This is a genomic window from Pedobacter sp. R-06 (assembly GCF_049913135.1).
Lineage (GTDB): Bacteria > Bacteroidota > Bacteroidia > Sphingobacteriales > Sphingobacteriaceae > Pedobacter.
The window spans coordinates 45,842-66,332 of the sequence record NZ_CP183977.1 but is presented as its reverse complement, the minus strand read 5'-3'; the positions used below and the strand labels follow the sequence as shown (position 1 = coordinate 66,332).

22 protein-coding genes are annotated in these 20,491 nt (G+C 39.5%); 5 read left to right on the top strand and 17 right to left on the bottom strand.

Going from position 1 to position 20,491, the window contains the following annotated elements:
- Positions 1–20 precede the first annotated feature (20 nt).
- The gene (locus tag ACN9MR_RS00305; protein ID WP_426327644.1) at positions 21–1,559 is read left to right on the top strand and encodes an FAD-dependent monooxygenase; all 1,539 of its coding nucleotides are present in this window, start codon (positions 21–23) and stop codon (positions 1,557–1,559) included.
- Positions 1,560–1,738: 179 nt separating this feature from the next.
- On the opposite strand, the gene ACN9MR_RS00300 is transcribed toward ACN9MR_RS00305, so the two are convergent.
- Genes ACN9MR_RS00300 through ACN9MR_RS00290 form a run of 3 tightly spaced genes read right to left on the bottom strand, consistent with a single transcriptional unit; the run spans position 1,739 to position 5,050 of the window.
- Positions 1,739–4,012 (bottom strand): alpha-galactosidase, encoded by a 2,274-nt coding sequence (locus tag ACN9MR_RS00300; RefSeq protein WP_426327643.1) that lies wholly within the window; start codon positions 4,010–4,012, stop codon positions 1,739–1,741.
- A 55-nt stretch (positions 4,013–4,067) separates the two neighbouring features.
- Positions 4,068–4,799, bottom strand: a complete 732-nt coding sequence (locus ACN9MR_RS00295; protein WP_426327642.1) for a DUF3667 domain-containing protein — start codon at positions 4,797–4,799, stop codon at positions 4,068–4,070.
- A 5-nt stretch (positions 4,800–4,804) separates the two neighbouring features.
- Positions 4,805–5,050: a hypothetical protein gene (locus ACN9MR_RS00290; protein WP_426327641.1), complete on the bottom strand. Its 246-nt coding sequence runs from the start codon at positions 5,048–5,050 to the stop codon at positions 4,805–4,807.
- A gap of 88 nt (positions 5,051–5,138) precedes the next feature.
- On the opposite strand from ACN9MR_RS00290, the gene ACN9MR_RS00285 reads away from it, so the two are divergent.
- Complete coding sequence (locus ACN9MR_RS00285; RefSeq protein ID WP_426327640.1) at positions 5,139–5,900, top strand: response regulator transcription factor; 762 nt, start codon at positions 5,139–5,141, stop codon at positions 5,898–5,900.
- A 73-nt stretch (positions 5,901–5,973) separates the two neighbouring features.
- On the opposite strand, the gene ACN9MR_RS00280 is transcribed toward ACN9MR_RS00285, so the two are convergent.
- A complete protein-coding gene (locus ACN9MR_RS00280) occupies positions 5,974–6,714 on the bottom strand; it encodes an SDR family NAD(P)-dependent oxidoreductase (protein ID WP_426327639.1) in 741 nt (246 codons plus the stop codon).
- A gap of 91 nt (positions 6,715–6,805) precedes the next feature.
- Here ACN9MR_RS00280 and ACN9MR_RS00275 point away from each other — a divergent pair, with 91 nt between their 5' ends.
- Positions 6,806–7,198, top strand: coding sequence for a winged helix-turn-helix transcriptional regulator (locus tag ACN9MR_RS00275; RefSeq protein WP_426327638.1), 393 nt, complete (start codon positions 6,806–6,808; stop codon positions 7,196–7,198).
- 184 nt (positions 7,199–7,382) lie between these two features.
- Positions 7,383–7,853, top strand: a complete 471-nt coding sequence (locus ACN9MR_RS00270; RefSeq protein WP_426327637.1) for a DinB family protein — start codon at positions 7,383–7,385, stop codon at positions 7,851–7,853.
- Between the two features lie 144 nt (positions 7,854–7,997).
- Here ACN9MR_RS00270 and ACN9MR_RS00265 read toward each other — a convergent pair whose 3' ends face one another.
- The 10 genes from ACN9MR_RS00265 to ACN9MR_RS00220 form a co-directional block, all read right to left on the bottom strand.
- Positions 7,998–8,966, bottom strand: a complete 969-nt coding sequence (locus ACN9MR_RS00265; RefSeq protein ID WP_426327636.1) for a helix-turn-helix transcriptional regulator — start codon at positions 8,964–8,966, stop codon at positions 7,998–8,000.
- Between the two features lie 51 nt (positions 8,967–9,017).
- Complete coding sequence (locus ACN9MR_RS00260) at positions 9,018–9,623, bottom strand: YdeI/OmpD-associated family protein (RefSeq protein ID WP_426327635.1); 606 nt, start codon at positions 9,621–9,623, stop codon at positions 9,018–9,020.
- 91 nt (positions 9,624–9,714) lie between these two features.
- Positions 9,715–10,233 (bottom strand): DinB family protein, encoded by a 519-nt coding sequence (locus ACN9MR_RS00255; protein ID WP_426327634.1) that lies wholly within the window; start codon positions 10,231–10,233, stop codon positions 9,715–9,717.
- A gap of 64 nt (positions 10,234–10,297) precedes the next feature.
- Positions 10,298–10,786 carry a putative immunity protein gene (locus tag ACN9MR_RS00250; RefSeq protein ID WP_426327633.1) on the bottom strand — a complete coding sequence of 163 codons (489 nt, stop codon included), beginning with the start codon at positions 10,784–10,786 and terminating at the stop codon, positions 10,298–10,300.
- Positions 10,787–11,299: 513 nt separating this feature from the next.
- On the bottom strand, positions 11,300–13,036 hold the full coding sequence (locus tag ACN9MR_RS00245; RefSeq protein ID WP_426327632.1) for an STN and carboxypeptidase regulatory-like domain-containing protein: 1,737 nt from the start codon (positions 13,034–13,036) through the stop codon (positions 11,300–11,302).
- Entirely contained in the window at positions 13,036–13,998 is a 963-nt protein-coding gene (locus tag ACN9MR_RS00240; protein ID WP_426327631.1) for a FecR family protein, read from the bottom strand. The genes ACN9MR_RS00245 and ACN9MR_RS00240 overlap by 1 nt, the downstream gene beginning before the upstream one ends.
- 10 nt (positions 13,999–14,008) lie before the next feature.
- Positions 14,009–14,611 carry an RNA polymerase sigma-70 factor gene (locus ACN9MR_RS00235; protein ID WP_426327630.1) on the bottom strand — a complete coding sequence of 201 codons (603 nt, stop codon included), beginning with the start codon at positions 14,609–14,611 and terminating at the stop codon, positions 14,009–14,011.
- A 111-nt stretch (positions 14,612–14,722) separates the two neighbouring features.
- Positions 14,723–15,817 (bottom strand): hypothetical protein, encoded by a 1,095-nt coding sequence (locus ACN9MR_RS00230; protein ID WP_426327629.1) that lies wholly within the window; start codon positions 15,815–15,817, stop codon positions 14,723–14,725.
- 174 nt (positions 15,818–15,991) lie between these two features.
- On the bottom strand, positions 15,992–16,786 hold the full coding sequence (locus ACN9MR_RS00225) for an SDR family NAD(P)-dependent oxidoreductase (protein ID WP_426327628.1): 795 nt from the start codon (positions 16,784–16,786) through the stop codon (positions 15,992–15,994).
- Between the two features lie 266 nt (positions 16,787–17,052).
- Positions 17,053–17,631, bottom strand: coding sequence for a Crp/Fnr family transcriptional regulator (locus ACN9MR_RS00220; protein WP_426327627.1), 579 nt, complete (start codon positions 17,629–17,631; stop codon positions 17,053–17,055).
- A gap of 120 nt (positions 17,632–17,751) precedes the next feature.
- On the opposite strand from ACN9MR_RS00220, the gene ACN9MR_RS00215 reads away from it, so the two are divergent.
- Complete coding sequence (locus tag ACN9MR_RS00215) at positions 17,752–18,492, top strand: SDR family oxidoreductase (RefSeq protein WP_426327626.1); 741 nt, start codon at positions 17,752–17,754, stop codon at positions 18,490–18,492.
- A gap of 154 nt (positions 18,493–18,646) precedes the next feature.
- Here the strand turns inward: ACN9MR_RS00215 and ACN9MR_RS00210 are convergent, their stop codons facing one another.
- From ACN9MR_RS00210 to ACN9MR_RS00200, 3 genes are all read right to left on the bottom strand, one after another.
- The gene (locus ACN9MR_RS00210; protein WP_426327625.1) at positions 18,647–19,009 is read right to left on the bottom strand and encodes a hypothetical protein; all 363 of its coding nucleotides are present in this window, start codon (positions 19,007–19,009) and stop codon (positions 18,647–18,649) included.
- Positions 19,010–19,096: 87 nt separating this feature from the next.
- Positions 19,097–20,227 (bottom strand): sensor protein KdpD, encoded by a 1,131-nt coding sequence (locus tag ACN9MR_RS00205; protein WP_426327624.1) that lies wholly within the window; start codon positions 20,225–20,227, stop codon positions 19,097–19,099.
- A gap of 6 nt (positions 20,228–20,233) precedes the next feature.
- On the bottom strand, positions 20,234–20,482 hold the full coding sequence (locus ACN9MR_RS00200; RefSeq protein ID WP_426327623.1) for a hypothetical protein: 249 nt from the start codon (positions 20,480–20,482) through the stop codon (positions 20,234–20,236).
- Positions 20,483–20,491 lie beyond the last annotated feature (9 nt).

Below are 20,491 nucleotides of genomic sequence, written 5' to 3'. Positions count from 1 at the left end.
TTGTGTTTTAATCATACGATATGACCACAACACTTAAAAATAAAAAAAACAAACACACTCACACAATTTACGATGTTATTATTTCTGGCGCTGGCCCGGTCGGTTTGTTCCTGGCCTGCGAACTGGCTTTAGCCAAATGTTCTGTACTGATACTCGAAAAAGCAGTGGATGCTCACTCCACTTTAAAACAACTTCCCTTTGGCATTCGTGGCTTATCGGCACCAACAATTGAAGCGCTTTATCGCCGTGGTTTGCTGCAAGAACTTGAAATACATAAACACCTTAAAAACCCTCACCAAAATGCCTTGCAGGGGCCACGACGCCAGTCAGGACATTTCGCTGGCATTCCATTTCACGATGGCGATATCGATACCACACAATGGAAATACCGCCTGCCAGGATCTACCACCACTAGCTTAATTACTGAAATGGAGGAACTGGAAACTGTACTTTCGCGGCGTGCAGCAACCTTGGGCGTTGAAATTAAACGTGGTTTTGCCGTTACGGGCTTCCATCAACATAACGGAGGTGTAACGGTACAGGCAGGCGGGCAATCTTCAGAATGTAAATGGCTTGTGGGATGCGATGGAAGCCGAAGTGTGGTACGCAAAATGGGCGGTTTCGAATTTGCCGGAACTGAGCCTGAATTTACGGGTTACTCAGCTAAGGTAGACATCTTCAATCCAGAACTGCTTAAACCAGGTCGAAACGTAACGCCAACAGGCATGTACATGCAATCGCAGCCAGGTTACCTGGCCATACAGGATTTTGATGGAGGAGCATTTCACGGTTCGGCAAAGCCAGTTACACGCGAACACCTGCAAGAGGTACTGCGCCGTGTTTCAAACACCGAGGTTACCATCAGTACGCTCCATATTGCAAGCACCTGGACCGACCGCGCAAGGCAAGCCACAAGCTACCGCAACGGCCGTATACTTTTAGCTGGTGATGCGGCACACATTCACGCACCTTTAGGCGGCCAGGGGCTTAACCTGGGTTTGGGCGATGCCATGAACCTGGGCTGGAAACTCGCGGCCACCATCCAAGGAAAAGCTCCTGAAGGTTTATTAGATAGTTATGGCACAGAGCGACATCCAATTGGCGCACAGGTACTCGATTGGTCGCGCGCGCAGGCAGCAATTATGAAACCCGAACCCAATGCCCGCGCATTACACGCCATTATTACTGATCTTATCAATACCACTGATGGTGCCACCTATTTTGCAGGTAGGGTTTGGGGCGTTTCTACTCAAATTAATCTAAATGGCATGCATCCGCTGGTTGGTTGCAGTGTTCCTAACTTTGAATTTGAAAATGGGACAAAAATTGGTGAACTGATGCAGGATGGCCGAGGAATACTACTTGATTTTGACCACAATACTTCAATCCAAAAGTTGGTTAGTGAATACAGCCAAATCGATTATATTTCGGCAACTGCGAAAGAACAATTGGGGTTATGTGCTGCATTGATCCGCCCTGATGGAATTGTGGCCTGGACTACTGATAATGTGGTAGACATTACCGAACTACAAAAAGCAATGGCTAAGTGGTTTTTATAAAAAATCAGAATTTTGGTTAATATAAAAAGAGGGCGATCATAAGTTCTAAATCTCATCTATACTGTCACGTTGAGCCTGTCTAAACGCCTTGCAAAACATTTACGCAAGTCCTTCGACAGGCTCAGGATGACAATTATATTTATAATACAGCCTTATTTTTTTGGCAATATCTCAACAGTTTATTCCATTTTAAGCCAGGTATATCCTTCTGCCCTGATCTGGATTTTAAGTTGAATTTTATGTGCCGCATCTACCACATGGTTTGTTTTCTTTCCTGTTTCATCGGTTACAACAACATTATGGCTTATGCCTGCATAATACAAAGGAACTGATATTACCCTTTCTATATCCTGGTCCAAAGGATTATATACCATTAACAAGCCCTTTGTTTTCAAGCTAGGGTTTACATGCAAAATACCATCCCAATCTCTGCCGTCGGCCCTGCGTAGGTGGATAATGTCGCTATTGAGAATATCGCGATGTTGTTTGTACCAATTGATTACGCTTTTTACAGTTTCTTTGGTGGCTTCTGTATCATACAAACGAGGGCCACGGTAACAGGCCTGTACCCCTGCCCCATAATATTGCATCATCAATTGTTTATAGTCTTTAAGATGATCGGCAAGTGGCTCAAGCACAGCTTCTGCCCCTCCTCCCTGATAAGCCGTAAGTGGCACAAACCCCCAGCCCATACTTGGTGTTTTCTCCCAGGTACCATCAAAAATATTCTGTCGGTTCAAAATCATCTGATTAGCCCTTGGCAACGAAAAATTCACTTCACGATAGCCTATTGCAATTTTATTGGTACCATCTAAAAAGTACCAGTCAGGCGCATTGATGTAAACGCCCCGTTCACTTAGCCAGTGGTAAAGTTCCTTTTGCATTTCCATCTGTGTCCATTGGCTATCGGCCAGTCCTTTGTGCCCCGCATGCGCGGTTGAGGCACATACATCGCCAGGGTAAGGACCGTCGTTTTCCCAGATATCGAATCCTGTTTTCTGAAAAAAGTATTTGATTTTATCTCGATAACTCAAGCCCCATTTACTGCCAAAACATGGTGCATTACCAAAAAAAGCACCTCCAGGTTTTCCAGTCAACGGACTGATCACATCATCTTCATCACTAATTCTTCTCGAACTAAAAAGCGAATAACCGCCAATCTTTATATTTTTAGCATGGGCATATTCGGCAAGGCCTTTCCATTTCCGGATATTTGATGCGGTAGAATCTTCCATGTTCAGGTGGCTTCCAAAACTTAAAATCAGCGCTTCGTATCCAGTTGCTGCACATTGATCAATGGCGTTCTTTACCTGTTGACCGTTCTTGCTCACCAGGTGCATAAAGATTGGATTTTGAGTTGTCCACGGTGCAATAATCCGGTACATGTTACGAATGGCTAAACCCCGCCTTTCCCTATCATAACTATCCATTAAAAGCTCGTTAGTCCGGATAGAGCTGAATACTTCTCCTGCAGCCAGTTCAATATTAACGCCTTTATCTGGGTATACTTCCAATAAACAAGGAGTGGTTTTATCGTAATTCACCTGCGAGGTATAAAGGCTATCGGCCTTCCAATGTGTGCTCTGATCGCTTAAGCTATACTTCATGGCATTGTTAAAGGCAAAATTACTTTCAATATAAATACCATGTGGTGTTTTCATTTTATCGGTACTGCCCACAACAGCGCTTTCTTCTTCTACTACGCCCAACACCTCATTTACCACCTGATCAATCTCGATTGGAGCATTCGTTTTATTCTCTACCGTTACCCATTTGGTTATCAATGGAAGTCCATTGTACAATGCATAATTTACCTTAACCAAAACATTACTTAGTTTAGCATCGGAGCTTTTATAGGTAAATGTTAGTGTTTTTCCTGTTGGATTTTTCTTGTTGGCCGTCCACATCGAGCCTGGTTTCCATTTGATAAACTGTGGCAATGCAGTAATCTCATAACCCTGGAACTGAAAATCCCTTTCATTCGCTTTCAAATTAGCCAGCACACCAGTGGTAATGTAGGCATTTTCTGTCTGGCCATATAAACCGCCAATATTGTATTTTTTGCCGTTAATGCTCACCTGAGCCTCTGGTTTAATTGACCGGAGCAACTGCTCACCGGTAGTCAGATTGCGAAGATCAGTACAGGCCACATTTGGCGATAAACGAAACACCCGTTTAAGCAGGCCATTACTTAAAATAAGATCTTTTTGATCTGCACTTTTAAAAACAGCTGCAGGGTGGTCTTCTGCATGAACAAGCCAATCTACAGTACTCAAATTATCCTGGGCGCTTTTCCAAACTGGGATTTGCTGGGCTAAGGCTTCGGCAAATCCATAATTTAAAACCACCGCAAACAGCAATACAATTGCTTTATAAAGTAAATAAAGGTTACCTGCAGGCAATTTGGTTGGTTTTAGGGCGATTGCCCTTTTCAGCCCCATTAATTTCAGCATATTCTTTAATATCAGTCATGCTAAAATATAGAAATTATGGAGATTTTACGAACGTTTAATGTTTCATCAGCACATCGATTAAAACGCCCAAAAACACTAACGCAAGGCCAAATGTTAACATCCCCAAGCTATAGGCAATAATTGCTTTTAAATAGTTCGCCACCTTTTTCCCGTTAAAAAACTGTGCTATTGCCCATGTAGTATAGACTGCCCCAGTAATAGCCGAAGCTTTCATGAAACTGATTTTACTAAGTCCTTCGGCAATGGCAAAAACAGAAATAATTAACATGCCGATCCCCATTACAAAACACAGCAGGATTAATATTTCGAAGAAGTTGTAGCTGTATTTTCTAAAAAACAGTTTTAACCACAAGGAAATGCAAACACCCATTAAAATATTGGCATAACCATAATGCCCCTGTACCCAATCGAAAATTAAACCGACGCTTGTTTTTTTTACCTCGGTAAATTCAACATAACCTTCTTCAATACGAAAGAAATGACTAATTATCGTATAAATTAACGAGCTAACGATGATAAATATAACCGGTTTTACCAACCGGCTCCGGTTCTCGGTAATAAATGTTCTGATATTTTGCCCAGGCCTGATCAGCAGTTCTTTTACCGTAAAGAATATTCCTTTTTCGAAATGTAGAATATGTTGTATTTCGTGTAATATATAGTGTGCATCTACTCTTTTAACATGTACCGGCTGACCGCAATGGCTGCAAAAGTTGTCGTTTACAACATGGCTGCAGTTTCTGCAACTTATTAGATCAGGATGCATACAACTTATTGATTAACATTTGGTGCATTACGTAATCTGATCTCGTCATTTACCGATTTTAAGGACGTGTAGATTGGCAACCAGGTAATGGGCAACACCATTGCTGGGATGAATAACACTAGTTTCGCCTTAAGAAAAAACAAGGTTAAAACAATAAACGCTCCTAATATCATAAATCCAATTAAGGCACCCTTTAACTTCGACCTGGTTTTGTTTAATTCTGCCAAGCTTAATTCAGACCATTTTTTCATCGTTCAAAATCTTTTCTGTAAAAGTGGGCACAAAAATATTTTCAACGACTACACTTTAGTGTAAATTTGCTATTAAGCCATCCCGTAAATGAAAAATAACATTACCTCCACTCTGCTGACCAAAAATAAGGTTGAAAAAATATCAACCGAAGACCTTCTTCAGCAGCATGATTACATGGAAGCTATAAAAGCTTTTTCGCGCTTGACCTACGAAAGCGTATATGTGATCGATTACGAAAAAATGGCGTTTGAGTATGTTTCAGAAAACCCCTTGTTTTTATGTGGTTATTCGCCCGAAGAGGTATTGGGTTTAGGCTATGAATTTTATTTTAAAAATGTTCCGGAAAAGGATCTCGTATTATTGAGTCTGATTAACGAAGCGGGATTTGATTTCTTCGCAAAATTGCCTGATGGAGAAAAAAAACAATATAGCATTACTTACGATTTTCATCTCATTAACAAGGAAGGTAAACCTACGCTGATTAACCATAAACTTACTCCCTTATTTTTAACTGGCGAAGGAAAGATGTGGAAAGCGATGTGCATTGTCTCCATCTCGCATCATCAGCAGGCCGGTAACATCTATATTTACAAACATGGTACTGATGATCTGTGGCAGTTAAACATTGTAAGTAAAATCTGGCAGAAATCAGAGAAACCAAAACTCAGCAAGAGGGAAATCGAAATATTGCAACTGCATGCACAGGGTTTAACCATTAGCCAAATTGCCGAAAAAATATTTGTCGCTCCTGATACCGTAAAATATTACAGGCGACGGATTTTTGAACGGTTGGAAGTAAGTAATATGGTTGAGGCACTTTCACGTGCGGTTAATAGTAAGGTGATTTAGTCTCATCCATTTTTACAATATTTTGGCCGGGAATCACCGTCCCGACCAAGACCTGGCTTTATTGGCGATCGTTTTAAGCGTTCAACCCACCATCGATTGTTAAAAACGAGCCCGTGATGTATCTGGCTTCTTCACTTGCAATAAAGCTTACAAATGATGCAATATCTTCTACCGTACCATAATCTGGCAAAGCCATACGGGTTCTTAAGAAATCAGCTAATGGTGCATCTGCAGGATTCATATCGGTATTGATTGGTCCCGGCTGAATCAGGTTTACCGTAATTTTTCGGGCACCAAGATCGCGTGCCAAACCTCGTGTAAAACCCTGAAGTGCCGATTTGCTCATGGTATACAAAGTAGTTTCGGGACCAACCGCGTTATCGCCCATATTGCTGCCAATGGTAATAATCCGGCCACCTTCGGGCATGCCTTTTACCGCAGCCAAAGCGGCCACAAAAACTGCTTGTACATTAACGGCCATAATTTCGTTATAATCCTCAAGGGTATGCTCTTCAAAGGCTTTGCCAATGTAAATACCTGCATTATTGATCAGGATATCAATGTGACCAAAATCTGCAATTGTTTTAGCCACAGCACCAGTTACTTCAGCTGGTATTGTACTGCTTGCTTTTAATGCCACGGCAAGCCCACCGGCAGCTTCAACCTCAGCCACTACCGCCAAAGCTTTTTCGGCTGAATGGGCATAAGTAAATACTACTATTGCACCTTCAGCAGCCAATCTTTTTACAATCGCTGCACCTATGCCCCGGCTTCCTCCAGTTACCAACGCAATTTTATCTGTTAATTTTTTCATGTGTATTTTTAATTTTTCTGCTAAAGTAAAAGAGATACTTTACATTTGCAGGTAAGCAGCAAATTGTTAGGTACTAACAAAAAAGTAAGAAATGAGAAAAGAAACATCAACCAATGCTTTGAACGAAAAAATGATGATCGACAGCTGTGGCATGTCTTCATCGCTGGCCGTAATCGGCGGAAGGTGGAAACCCGCCATATTGTGTCGCCTTTCTTATGGCACTATGCGTTATGGTGAGCTTAAAAAAGACATCATTGGCATATCAGAACGGATGTTGGTGGCGCAATTAAGAGAACTGGAGAAAGACCAGATTATTACCCGCGTTGTTTTTCCGGAAGTACCGCCAAGGGTAGAATACCGCCTAACCGATTTGGGCCGTACCATGAAACCAATGCTGGATGCAATGTCTAACTGGGGCAATATGTACCGTGAACACATTAATCAAATGCAAGATTTGACAGCTACAGTAGTGCTGGATAAGTAAATGGAACTTGATGAAACTGTGGTCTCTTTAAAACTGCAAACTTTATGACCTTTAAAGGTTAGTCTGCTTACCATATTCAAAAAAATAAACAGAAATTTTAATAAAAAACAATATGCTGTTTTTCGACTGACAAACAGCTGTCATAGGCCAGTCTTATTTTTGTTCTATTAAATAATATAACAAGATGTCAGCAACTATGATTACTAAAAGCGAATTACTACAGCATTGGTTAGGCCACAGAAAACTAACCAGAAAAACCATTGAAAAATTTCCCGAAAAAGATTTGTTCGAATTTTCGGTTGGTGGAATGAGGCCTTTTTCTTCATTAATTAAAGAGTTGTTATCGATTAATGTCCCTGGTTTAAAAGAAATGGTCACCAGAGAAACAGCTCCCTTTAGTCATGATCTCCCGCTTAATAGTAAAGAAGAGATCCTAACAAAATGGGATGAGGATACGCCAAAAATTGTGGAGTACTTTAACCAGATCTCCGAAGATCAGCTTCACGAAACCATTAAATTATTCGGGCAGTACGAGTTTTCGATCATTAGCCACCTTTTGTATTTCATTGATAACGAAATACACCACCGCGGGCAAGGCTTTGTATATTTAAGGGCATTAGGTATTGAGCCTCCATTTTTCTGGGACCGTTATTAAAAAAATCAAGAGACTGTATCATAAAGGCTATTTCACCTCAGATGCTGTCATGTTGTCCAAAGGACTCCTACGGAGAGCCTGTCGAAACACCTTATGAAGTATTTAAATAAGTCCTTCAACAGGCTCAGGATGACAATTCCATATTTATGATATAGCCTCTTTGTTTTTTATTCTCTTCAAACCAGATTCCATTATTTCAACCAGTTCATTATTCAAATGGGCTGGTTCTATAATTTCCGCCACATCAACAAATTTAACAAACCAGCGCACAAAAGAAACTTCAGAAAGGGAACAGTCGAAATACATGACCACAAAATCATCCGAAATTTCTTCACCTGTAAATCCGAAAATCTGTCGCTCCCAATATAGAAAATGGGCATACTTCCGGTCTACCCTAATTTCGACTTTCATCATATTTTCAGATAGACTTTTATCCCTGAATTCGTTAATTGGCGGATGAGTAATGGTGAAGTTTTCCTGGAGCACTAAAACTTTTTTAATCCTGTCCAATCTAAAATTACGGTAATCTTTTCTTAAATGGCAATAGGCTAAAAGATACCAAAGACTGTGTTCGTAGAATACACCGATTGGCTCTACAGATCTGCCAACCGTATGAATATCGCCGCTTTTAAGGTAATCGATATGGGTTATCTTTTTCCTTAAGGTGCTGTTAAGTAAAACATCGATAATGTTGGGCAGGTAATCATTCGATTTAAGGTCGTTTTTAAGATGTATGGTATCTTCTAAATGCAGGAAATCTCTTTTTTGATTCACCTGAAAAGAGCTTTTTATTTTGATAAGTGCTGCCTCAAAATGTTTTTTAACAAATTGGGTTTCGTGTTTCTGCATCACTTTTTCGGCAACCATTAAGCTGAGAATTTCCTCCTGACTAAACCTTGATGGCTGCAGCCTAAACCCTTCCATAATAGAATAGCCAGAGCCTGATTCATTTACGATCGGAATGCCTGCAATTTCCAGGGCTTTTAAATCCCTGTAAATTGTTCTTAAACTGATTTCGAACCGCTTTTGTAATTCATCAGTAGTGACTACAGATTTAGATTGTAACAGAAAAAATATCTGCAATATCCGGTCAAATCTTTTGGTAATATCCATTTTTTAAAATGTAGGTATTTACTTTAACAGTTAATTTGGATTGTTTGCCCGTTAGCGGCGAAATTGCTTTGGCAATACATTATCGGATGAAGAATTTACAAGTTCAAGAATTCTATTTTGCCGGGTTTCTGCTTTTTTTGCCAGTACAATCCATTGCAGGATGGCTTTCTTAACAGATTTACTTAAGCTAAGAAAAAAAATCTTTGCGCCTTTTCTGTTTTTAAATTCTAAGGCTAAATCTTTAGGTATTTTAAGTGTTTCTACTGCATCTAAAGCGGCCCACGATCCATTTTGTTTAGCCTTTTTAATGGCTTCTAAACCTGCTTTTTCGATAAGCCCTTGTGCCAACAGGTGCTTTACCTTTTCCTTATTGATTTTCGACCAAACACTATTGGCTTTCCGTTTACTGAAAAATTGCATAAACGTCTTCTCATCTATTGGCTTTTTTATACTGTCTATCCAGCCAAAACAAAGGGCCTCATCTACAGCTTCGCTCCAGGTAATGCTGGGTAAACCAGAGCCTTTCTTGCCATAAATTAGCCAAACCGACGATGTAGAATCGTGATGCCCCATCAGCCAGTTCCGCCATTCTTTGATGCTGCCTGGACGAAAAGTTTCTATATCCTTTACTTTGTTTTCCGCTATTTCGCAATCCATAAAATAATTTCCTGAACAGATTGTACATCAATTATTTAAACTATGCAGCAAATTTAGGAGGTAGAGTGACAACCCTATGGCAGTGGCGATTTTAAACTTCTTTAGAATTCTTCACTACGGCTACGGTAACCATCAATTGCCCTACATGACGCATGGTATGCTCTGCTGCATGGAACAACAAGCCGATAACAGTTGAAGGGAGTCCGGCGCGACCTACGCCTCTATAATCGGGCAATGTGGTTGCATCTGTACTTTTGATCTGCGCTAATGCAAGATCTACCTGTTTGTTGAAACGGTTAACAAGGTCTGCCACGGTATATCCCACTGCCGAATCTCTACCCTCTTCAGCCAACTGGGCAAACTGAAATTCAGAAAGGCCTTCTGCCCTGGCATAAGTAAATACCCGATCAAGCACTCCACTTAAATGCTGAAGATGAAAACCTGTAGATGCCATTCCGACGGGGCGTTGCCAAAGCAGTTCGATTGGAAATTCGACCATATATTCATTAATCTCTTCTCTTGCTTGTAATAAGGCATGTGCTACCGGCTGTAACATCGGAATAATTTCAGGCAGTGGCCCTCTTTGCCAAACTTCTAATTGTTGCGCCATTAATATTTATTTTTAAAATTTTAAATCAGATTTAAAGAAACCATTACCTTAATTAAAACAATTTTCATTCAGCTTGAGGCTCTTCTCCTTCCATGGCTATTATCTTTTTTAATGTTTCCAATTGCCAGGTACGTTCGGCTTTTATACGGTTTAAATCCTTAGGGAAAGCTAGGCCAATAGTTTTAATTGCGTAATCAGCGCATACCATAGCATGCTCTTTCATGTGCCCAACACCTACCGCCTGACCGGCCGTTCGAATGGCATTTTTCATCACCTCTGCGTTACATGCCCTGGCAAGCTCATGAATTTTAAAACCAGCTTGTCTAACCTCGTGAACACTTGCTTTTCCAACTTGCCAACGTTTATTTATTTCGAATCCGATTTCAATAATGGATAAATCTATATTTTCATCTGGCACACAGGTTAATGCATTTTTGGCACACTTAATTGCCCACTTTGATAGAGAAACCTGATCTGTTTTCTCGTAAATATTATCAATTTCAGCCCTTAGATCGCTATCATCAACTATTTTAATTTTAGATATAGTCGGCATAAATTTTAAACCATGTTAATCCCTTCTTTATTCAATTGAGGCAGCAGTTCTTCTTCGTTATCTGGATAATAGATTTCAAAGGCATAAACAAAAAGAACTTAATCAATATTACAGAAAAAGCTGGCAATTCAAACAGCGAAGACAGTAGAATACCAGTTTACAATGAAACGGTAAGCCTTAAGGTCAAGCATCTGTTATGCGTTTTTAAAGTGATGACGCAAGCAGGAGTCAAATGCTTTTTATAATGATTGATGTATTTAAATATAGGCAATCGTAATAATCACAATCCAGATCAAGCTAAACACACCTCCAAAATAAAACATTGGCATGTTTTGTTTCAAGTTTTTCTTCACCAAGGCGGCATAAATGATCCAACCAAAAAAGGCTATAAAATATAGCGGAACAGCGAATAAGAACATAAATTAAAATTGGTAGTCAAATATATTCATAAAATCCTTTTTAAGTGGCCATTTAATTAAAGAAATGCCCTAAAATCCGTAAAAAATAAACGATCTACAGCGCAACCATAACGCCAAAGTTCCAGCCTAACCAACCCTGTGTACCGTTTCTAAAGTGATGGCTCCAGGCAGGTGCCACTTCCTTTTGATATTTTTCGCCAGAAATTGCCTCTCCCTTTACATAATACGAATAAGCAGGTCCGGCAAAAATAGTAAGCCTCGACAAAGCATTAAACTGCAGATTTGCCTGTAGCCTGTAGAGGTTGTTGGCTTCTTCAATATTGCCAAGATATATGGATTGGATCGTTCCTTCGGCAGAGATAGCAAAATGTTTGTTTAATACAAAATCATGACCAAGACCTAATCCAAAAGTAAATGCCCGGGCAGTATCTGAAAAATTTTTACCCGTGATTAATAGGGTATATAATTTAGCATTTCCGGTTTTAAAGGCAATGTTGGTATTGATTACCTCATTGCTGTATACTGTTATTTTGCGGTAGCCATTATTGGATAAGTTGATTAAACCGATACTGATGCCCGATGATGAATCGGCCAGATTTACCACACCAAGTTGAAAACCATCCATGTTTTTAGCATGGTTAACCAATCCGGTAAGCTGCATACCCTTTAAACGGCCTGAGGTTTTATTCAATACACCTGCCAGCTGAACTCCTGTAGTATTTTTGCTCACATTAATCAGTCCGGCTACCTGTGCTCCTTTAACATCTTTGCCTGCAATATTGCCCACACCGGCCAATTGAAGTCCTCTAACCTTACTTTCTACCCTATTTAACAAACCGGCCACCTGCAAACCATCTACATTCATATTTACATCGTTGTAAGCACCCGAAAATTGAGTACCTCTTACTGATCCGCCCACTACATTGAACAAACCTGCTACCTGAATCTTTTTAATATCGCCTTTGGTTAAATTAAACGCACCCGCTATTTCAAAGCCATTTGTTCCGGCAGTATAACCCCCAAGTATATTTAAAGATGCCTTGTTTACTACACTAGAACTCATGCTGCCATGCGAACTTAAGCCAGGGGTAAACGATGCCTGAAATGGTGTCTGTGCCAAAAAATCAGGTATATTCAGATTCTGGATGCGTTGCTTTGAGGAGAGCAAAAAACGCCATATTCCCCGCCCTCCAAAAGTGTTGGTAAAAAATGCGCCTTTCTCTTTGTCTGGATCTTCGTATTTCTCAGGTTTTATATTGATATCAGCCAGGAAAACCAGGGCTGTATCGCGATAGGTTTCTTTACTTGCCGTTAAAATTACGCCACTGTGCTCGCCCCTAAAACGCAATGTAAAATAACCATTGTTATCTGTAAGTGCAGCCTGAAGCAGTTTTTTTTCGTAAACACTGGCTTGTTTAACTTTATTGCCGGTTCTGGTATCAATCACGTAACCGCTTATCGCATATTCATTGTCGCCATTAGCAATGTGCTCTGCTTCTATTGTTAAATGATTTACGGCATAACGAAGAATAATGTATTCGGCATTTTCTTTATAATCTACCTTACCATCAAATAGCTGATCTAAAACCTCACGCACCGGAACATTTTTCACATTCAGGTTAATCAGGCTATCTTGCCGGAACAGCACGCCATTGTAAGAAAAATAGAATCCGCCAGCTTTGCCTATCATCTGCAAAACATTGCCAACCTTTTCTTGCTTAACATTTAGGCTTACTCCTTTGGATAAATTCCTTCTATAATCGACTGTGGTAACCTGTGCAGCACAATAGCCCGAAATAAAGAGTAATAAAATAATTAGTCTTGTCTTCATTATTTTTTAGCAGACAACAAAAGGGTGTTGCCGTTACGGGATAACTGTAAATTTAAGGTTTGGCAGATAATTTCGAGATTCTGGTTTATCGATCCCATTTTTAAAGTGGTATTGATGGTTAAGCCTTTAATTTTTTCATCTAAAGTGATGTTGCTTCCATAAGCCTCGTTCAAGGTAATCACCAGTTTAGATAAAGCAATGTTATTCGCCTGGAACAGGTTGCTACGATAATAGTTGTAAAGCTGATCGGTACTCTGTTCTTTTACCAGTTTACTGGTATTGCCGTCGATATGGATCTTTTCGCCCTTATAAAGCCTAATTTCATCATTAGCCAGGCGAACCTTCACAATTCCGGTTTCTACGTTAATTTCAGTTTCCTTTTTTATATGCTTAATGTTGAACGAGGTACCTACTACTTCTACATTTATCTTTTCGATATCGATTACAAAGGGATGCGTTTTATCTTTGGCTACATCAAAAAACACATCACCTTGTTCCAATTTCAGTTTTCTGTTGTTTTTAAAGTTAGCTGCATAACTAATTTTGGTATTCTTGTTTAAGGTAAGTGCCGATCCATCAGGTAAAGCTTCGGTACGCACCTGGTACGTAGCAGTGAGTTGAGTATAATTTTTGGGGCCGTACAAACTATATGCCATCCATCCACCTACAGCAATAAACAAAACTGCCGCTATCCTTAGCCAGACTTTACCGGTATTTAACCGTTTGCTGTTGCCATCCTCCCTTGGTTTTAAATCTGCTCTTCTCGCCTTAAAACTTGTCCATGCCTGCTCTTCATCCCTTTTGTTTTCGTTTTTTAGGGTATTGCTTACCTGCCAGATGGTTTCTAACTGCGTAAAATGCTTTTTATTGGCTTCAGCAGCGCTTAGCCACTTTTCTACTTTTTCGTTTTCTTCTACAGTACTTTCTTTTAGAAGAACCTTTATCAATAATTCATCAGTCATGCGCTTTCCTCTAATTAAAAAAATCTTTGTAACACCATAACCCAAGTAAAATAAGCACCAGGAAATCAGCCAGTTTTAGTCTTAAAATCCTTAAAGCCTTTCCCATTTGATTTTCTACCGTTTTGATTGATAAACCTAAATGATCGGCAATTTCGCGGTATTTCAATTCTTCGAACCTGCTCATCTGGAAAATGGTGCGACATTGCGCTGGTAAATGGTTCAGGGCATCTCGTAGGTGCTGCTGTAGCTCTGTAAATTCGACTTTTGCAGCGGCAGGTTCATGTTCTGTATTCATGGTGTGTACCGTAAATTCCTGGTATTTGCTTTTGGTTTTTTCCTGTTTAATATAATTTAAACTATCGTTATAAACACATTTATAGAGGTATGCTTTTATAGATTGTATTTTAAGGCTATCTCTTTTTTCCCAAAACTTTAAGAACATTCCCTGTACAATTTCCTCAGCAACATCCTCATCTTTTAAAATCACCTGGGCATAGGTGTGCAGGGCATTATAATGCGTTTTGAATAAATGTTCAAATGCGGTATCATCATAATATTGATGGCTAATTTCGGAAGCTACTGCTGTTAATTCCACAGATTTAATTGTAGTCAAATATATATCTTTTAATAATTGAATGAGAGAAGGACAGATTGATTGAGTGATGGAATGAGAGAATGTTAGATAGGGCACAAAATTCAATTATTCAAAACTCAATCATTCATCTTAAAAACTAATTGCCAAACCACCTGTATAACCTAAAAACAGGGCATGTAAGGTATTATCTTTCCTATCCCAGCTTTTTACATAGTGTTTCTGTAAGGTTTTCCCCTCTTCGGTATTGGTTGATACAAAATTGAACGATGGGCCTGCAAAAAGTTCTAAATTTTGGCCTATCCTAAGCGATGGCAGTAACTGAAAGGTAGATTTGAAATAATTGCCCCGTTTAAAGTCTTGTAATGAACTCCCGGTAAGTTCTGCATTTAACCTAAAGTGTTCTGATTGAAAAAAATGAGCGCCTAAACCAGCTTCGAAAGCATAAACTTCATCTTTATTTTTAAAGTTATAACCAGCACCGATGATACCATATAATACTTTACCGCCCGATCTGAATGTAGCCATGGTGGTTAAATTCTGGTTGGTGGTTAAGGCAATACTTTTCTCGCCGTTTTTAACAATATTGATAATCCCAATCGGATAATCACTGCTATCGGCCACGTTAATAAAACCGGCAAGCTGAACGCCTTTCACTTTCTTTGCCACATTAATAAAACCTGCTATCTGTGAACCTTTTACATCGGCGGCTTTATTCATAAAACCTGCAACCTGCATGGCAGAAACGTTTTTCGAAGTCCAGTTCATAAAACCAGCTACCTGTGCACCACTGTTTTCTTTTGAGATATTGGCGAAACCGGCAATTGCAGCCCCATTCCCTCCACCATAAGTATTGATAAAACCTGCAAACTGTGCCCCACTTGCTTTGCCACCGATATGGTTAGAAAAACCGGCAAACTGTGTACCGCTTGCATTTTTACGCACGATATTGGAAAGACCTGCGAATGAGAGTCCTTTTTCTGCTGCCGAAACGCCAACCAAAGCGTTTAAAGAAAATACATTTGTATCTAACGCTGCATGCGTTCCGTTTGTGCTTACCGGGTATACAAAACCAATATTTACTTTACCTTTTTTGCTTTCTTGTGCAAAACCATTTAAACCTGTGCTTAATAATATCGCTAAACCCAATGCTTTAACACCAGATGCTTTTTTGAAGTTGATGTTTGTTGCATAACCGCTTTTAATTTTTGTCGAAGTTGTATTCATTTCTGTCTAATTTTAAAATGAGACAATAAATACAACACTTACCCCTACGCGCAGCAAAAAAATATTTCTTTGCACACCAATACAATATTATTAGAAGTCTTTTTTTAACATCTGAAAATGATAAATTAAAAGTTAACTAGAATGTTTATAAATGCCCAAATCAGCTATAACATACTATAATATCGATCTCACTAAACCGCCTTCTACCCTAATGGCAGCCCCATTGGTTCCTGAGGCTAACGGACTTGCATAAAAAGTAACTGCATTTGCAATTTCACTCACATCAAGAAAACGTTGCAGTAAGGAAGTAGGCCGCATGTTCTTAAAGAAATCGGCTTCTACTTCAGCAATAGTGATGTTTCCATTTTTGGCTAAATCTTCAATAAAACTGCCAACCCCTTTTGATTTGGTAGGACCCGGCAAAATTGAATTGACGGTTACCTCAGTACCTTGGGTTAATTCTGCCAAGCCACGGCTAACGGCCAGCTGCGCAGTTTTAGTCATGCCATAATGGATCATTTCATCCGGTATAAACACAGCCGATTCGCTGGAGATAAAAATAATCCTACCCCAATTTTTCTTTAACATTTTAGGGAATAGCTGCCGCGATAACCTGATTCCACTCATTACGTTGACTTCGAAAAACCTAAACCAATCTTCATCACTGATATCTTCAAAAGCTTTAGGTTCAAAAATGCCTGCGTTGTTGATCAGTATATCTATCTCAGGAAGTTTATCGATCAGGTTATTTACTTCATCGGCTTTCGAAAAATCAGCAGCTATTCCTGAAATAAATTCGTTCCCGGCAATACCTTGCAACGATTTCACTGCATCATCTACACTGCTTTGCGAGCGACCATTGATAATTACTTTTACACCTTCCTTTAATAAACTTTCGGCAATTGCGAATCCGATCCCAGCGGTAGAGCCGCTTATAAAAGCCGTTTTATGCTTTAACTGTAAATCCATTTTTCCTTTTTTAATAATGTTTACGATGAAATTTCTATTGCTATGTGGGTGATATAAATTGAACAATTTTCTGGCTAAAAAGTGTCATAGGAATATGCTAAAATGAATGGCAAGACTACAAAAATCGGGTATTGCTTTTGAACAGGGACAAGTTAAAGCAAGAAATGCAAAAATAGCCTCCCTTATCATCTCCCCATAAATATATTTTCTTCTTCATAAACGTATCCCTGATCAGTTAGGCAATTAACGTTTAAGTGAAGTAATCATTAGCGACTGATCATCTGCCTTCTGATCCTGGATAAAGATTGTGGTGTGATGCCCAAATAAGAAGCTACATCTGTTAATGATACGCGTAGGGCAATGTCGGCCTGACGGGCAACAAACAACCGGTATCTATTGGCAGAATCCTGCCCCAAATAGGTATTTCGGATATTGATCTTGTCTATTAAAGCTTGTTGTGTAATCTGATCAATAAGTGTTTTAAGATATGGTACCTGTTCGTAAAGTTTCAAAAGTGTTGTTCTGTTAATGCTTAAAACCTCACAATTGCAGGCTGCTTGTATACACTCTTCTGCCGGTATCTGCTTATGGAAACTATTCAATATCGTACAAAACTGATTTTCCTTTAAAAAATAATGGGTCACTTCATTCCCCTTTTCATTTCGGATAACGATCCGGAGTACGCCATCAACAATAAAAAAAAGTTCTTTACTAATACTGCCTGGCTGTGAGAGCGCTTCTCCTTCTTTAAACATTTTGGGATTAAAGGCTTCCACGATATATTGTTCTTCTGCTGCCGAAATTTGATGGTACAATTTCAGGTAGCTGATAAGTTTGTTCGGCATTGGGATTTATATATGGTATGGAATTCAGTTGAACAAAAATACAGGCTCAGAACGTTTTTACCAATTGGTAAGTGAATTGGTCGTTGATATCTCAAAATTTGCACTTCAATTTACAACATCATGAAAATAAAAGCAAATGAATTTACACTGAAAGGAAAAACAGTGATCATATTAGGTGGAAGCTCAGGCCTAGGTTTTGCAACCGCACAGGCCGCAGCGCACGATGGTGCAAAAGTGATAATTGTTTCCGGTAATGAAAACAGGATTAATGAGGCATTAAAATCCTTACCCGAAAACTGCAAAGGCTTTGCCGTAGATCTGAGTAAAGAAGAAAACATCAAACAGTTTTTTAATTCGGTCGAACCTTTCGATCACCTGGTATATACCGCAGGCGAAAATCTGGTATTGAATACGATTAATGAAACTGACCTCAATGATGCCCGTCAGTTTTTTACATTAAGGTATTGGGGTGCTTTTGCTGCAGTTAAATATGCAGCAAAGAAAATTAAGGCAGGCGGTTCTATTAATTTAACAGGAGGTATTGCCAGCCCAAGACCAAGTGCCGGCTGGGGCGTAGCGGCCAGTATTTGTGGAGCCATGGAAGGTTTTACCCGTGCAATGGCTGTAGAACTGGCCCCAGTACGTATAAATTCGGTATCGCCGGGTGTGGTTAAAACTAATTTATGGAATAGCATGAGCAATGAGGATAGAAATAACCTCTATGCTAGTGTAGGTGAACGTTTACCTGTAAAGCGCGTTGGAGAAGCCGGCGATATTGCACAGGCATTTTTATACACCATGAAACAACAATACGGCACAGGGCAGGTAATTGTGGTAGATGGTGGTTCAGTATTGGTGTAAACTACAAAGAAATCGTCATTTCGATCAGCGTGTAACGCAATCTGGAAACCAGGTAGTGCTTAACGAAGCTAAATCTATTAAGATCTTACCCATTTCATTACTTTTCATCCGATAGCTCTAGGATCGAGATGACGAATTCCGAAACTCCAGAATATCATACAATTTGCCGTTTTAATGTTTTAAGTTGCGTTGCCAATAGTACCCCTCCAAGTGCTGCGGTGAGAAAAACGCCTTCAAAAATCAACAATCGTTTTTTCTTTTTAAAGCCTCGGTAAAAGGTATGTGCTGCAATAATCCCCAGGCCAACAAACTCTATATCTCTTTGTACCCTTTTCGACGAATCTTTACTTTTAATAAGCGCAATGCGCAATAATTTATCAATTAAACTGATGTTTTTAGAAACACCTTTTCTAATCTGCGCCTTACTTGCCGAAGCACCCAATTTCTTAGCCGCAGTTTGTAATCCTGTAGTGGTGATCTCGTTGATCAAATGTGTTTTGGTATCTTTTTTTTCCATATTGCTTCTATAGGTCTAATTATTTCAACCCAATACAAAGGGATATGGTTTTGATTATTTGAGAATGATGTGGTCAGCCATTGTTATTTACGATAGGATAACCAAATCAATATCCTTCATCGCCAGATTCTTCAGTAAACCATTAAAAACCGCCGTACGCAGAATGACCTGGAAAATATTAAGATGGGGTTTCCCAATACAAATGGTGGTAATTTCTTTCTCGTTGGCAATATCGATGATGGTTTTGGTTATTGCATTACTTTTTACCTTGATCACTTCGGCTCCAAGTTCGGTAGCCAGTTTAAAATGGTTAATTAGGTGGCGTTGCTTATCGAGCTTGATACGTTCCATGCTCTCACTATCACTCTGCACATAGAGTACAATCCATGGCGATCGGTAATAAGAAGCCAATCTTGCTGTTTTCCGGATTACTACTCCTGCAGTTTCGGCATTAGAAGAAATACAGGCTAAAAAACGTTCAGGCCGAAGTTTAATTGATTTTGGGATTTCAGTCTGGATTTTCCGTTCTACCTGGTGCACCACCTCTTTTAAGGCCAGCTCGCGCAGTTGAAGAATTTTATCGGACTGAAAAAAATTGCCAAGTGCCCTTTCAATTTTTGATTGATCGTAAATTTTGCCTTCTTTAAGGCGGGTAACCAATTCGTCAGCGGTAAGGTCGATGTTTACGATCTCATCGGCAATTTCCAATATCTTATCTGGGATACGTTCGGTAACCACTATTCCGGTAATCTGCTCAATTTCCTCATTAATGCTTTCCAGGTGCTGGATATTAACAGCCGAAATTACGCTGATCCCTGCCTCGAGCAGGTCGAAAACATCTTGCCAGCGTTTGGTGTTTTTGCTGCCTTCTGCATTGGTATGGGCCAGTTCATCAACAATAACAATCTCAGGATGGCGGTTCATGATCCCTTTGAGATCCATCTCCTCTATTTCTTTACCCCGATAGAAGATTTTTCGTCGCGGAATGATCGGAAGGCCAGCAACAAGGGCTTCTGTTTCTGCTCTTTTGTGGGTTTCAACATAGCCGATACAAATGTCTACTCCATTCCGCAGCAAGGCATGCGATTCCTGGAGCATACGGTAAGTTTTACCCACACCGGCACTCATGCCGATATAGATCTTGAGCTTTCCGCGCCTTGATTTTTTAACCAGATCCAAAAAGTGCCTGACCGATTCTTCTTTTTGTTCTTCTTCCATAATTTTTTACCAGGTAACAGTCATTATTCCCTTTTCTATCAATATGGTGATGGCAACAATCATAACAAGGGTGAATAATAGCATCATAAATTTAATTGAAATCTTTCTGGAAAGCAGTTTAAAGTATTTTTCCGTAGCATAACTTTTTTTGATGGCAGATGTTTTTTTCCTTTTTAATGAGCTTAATTTTCTCATCATTAACATTCCAAAGAATGCTAAAAACAGACTGAACAATATTTCTATGTAAGGATGCATTGTTTTAAT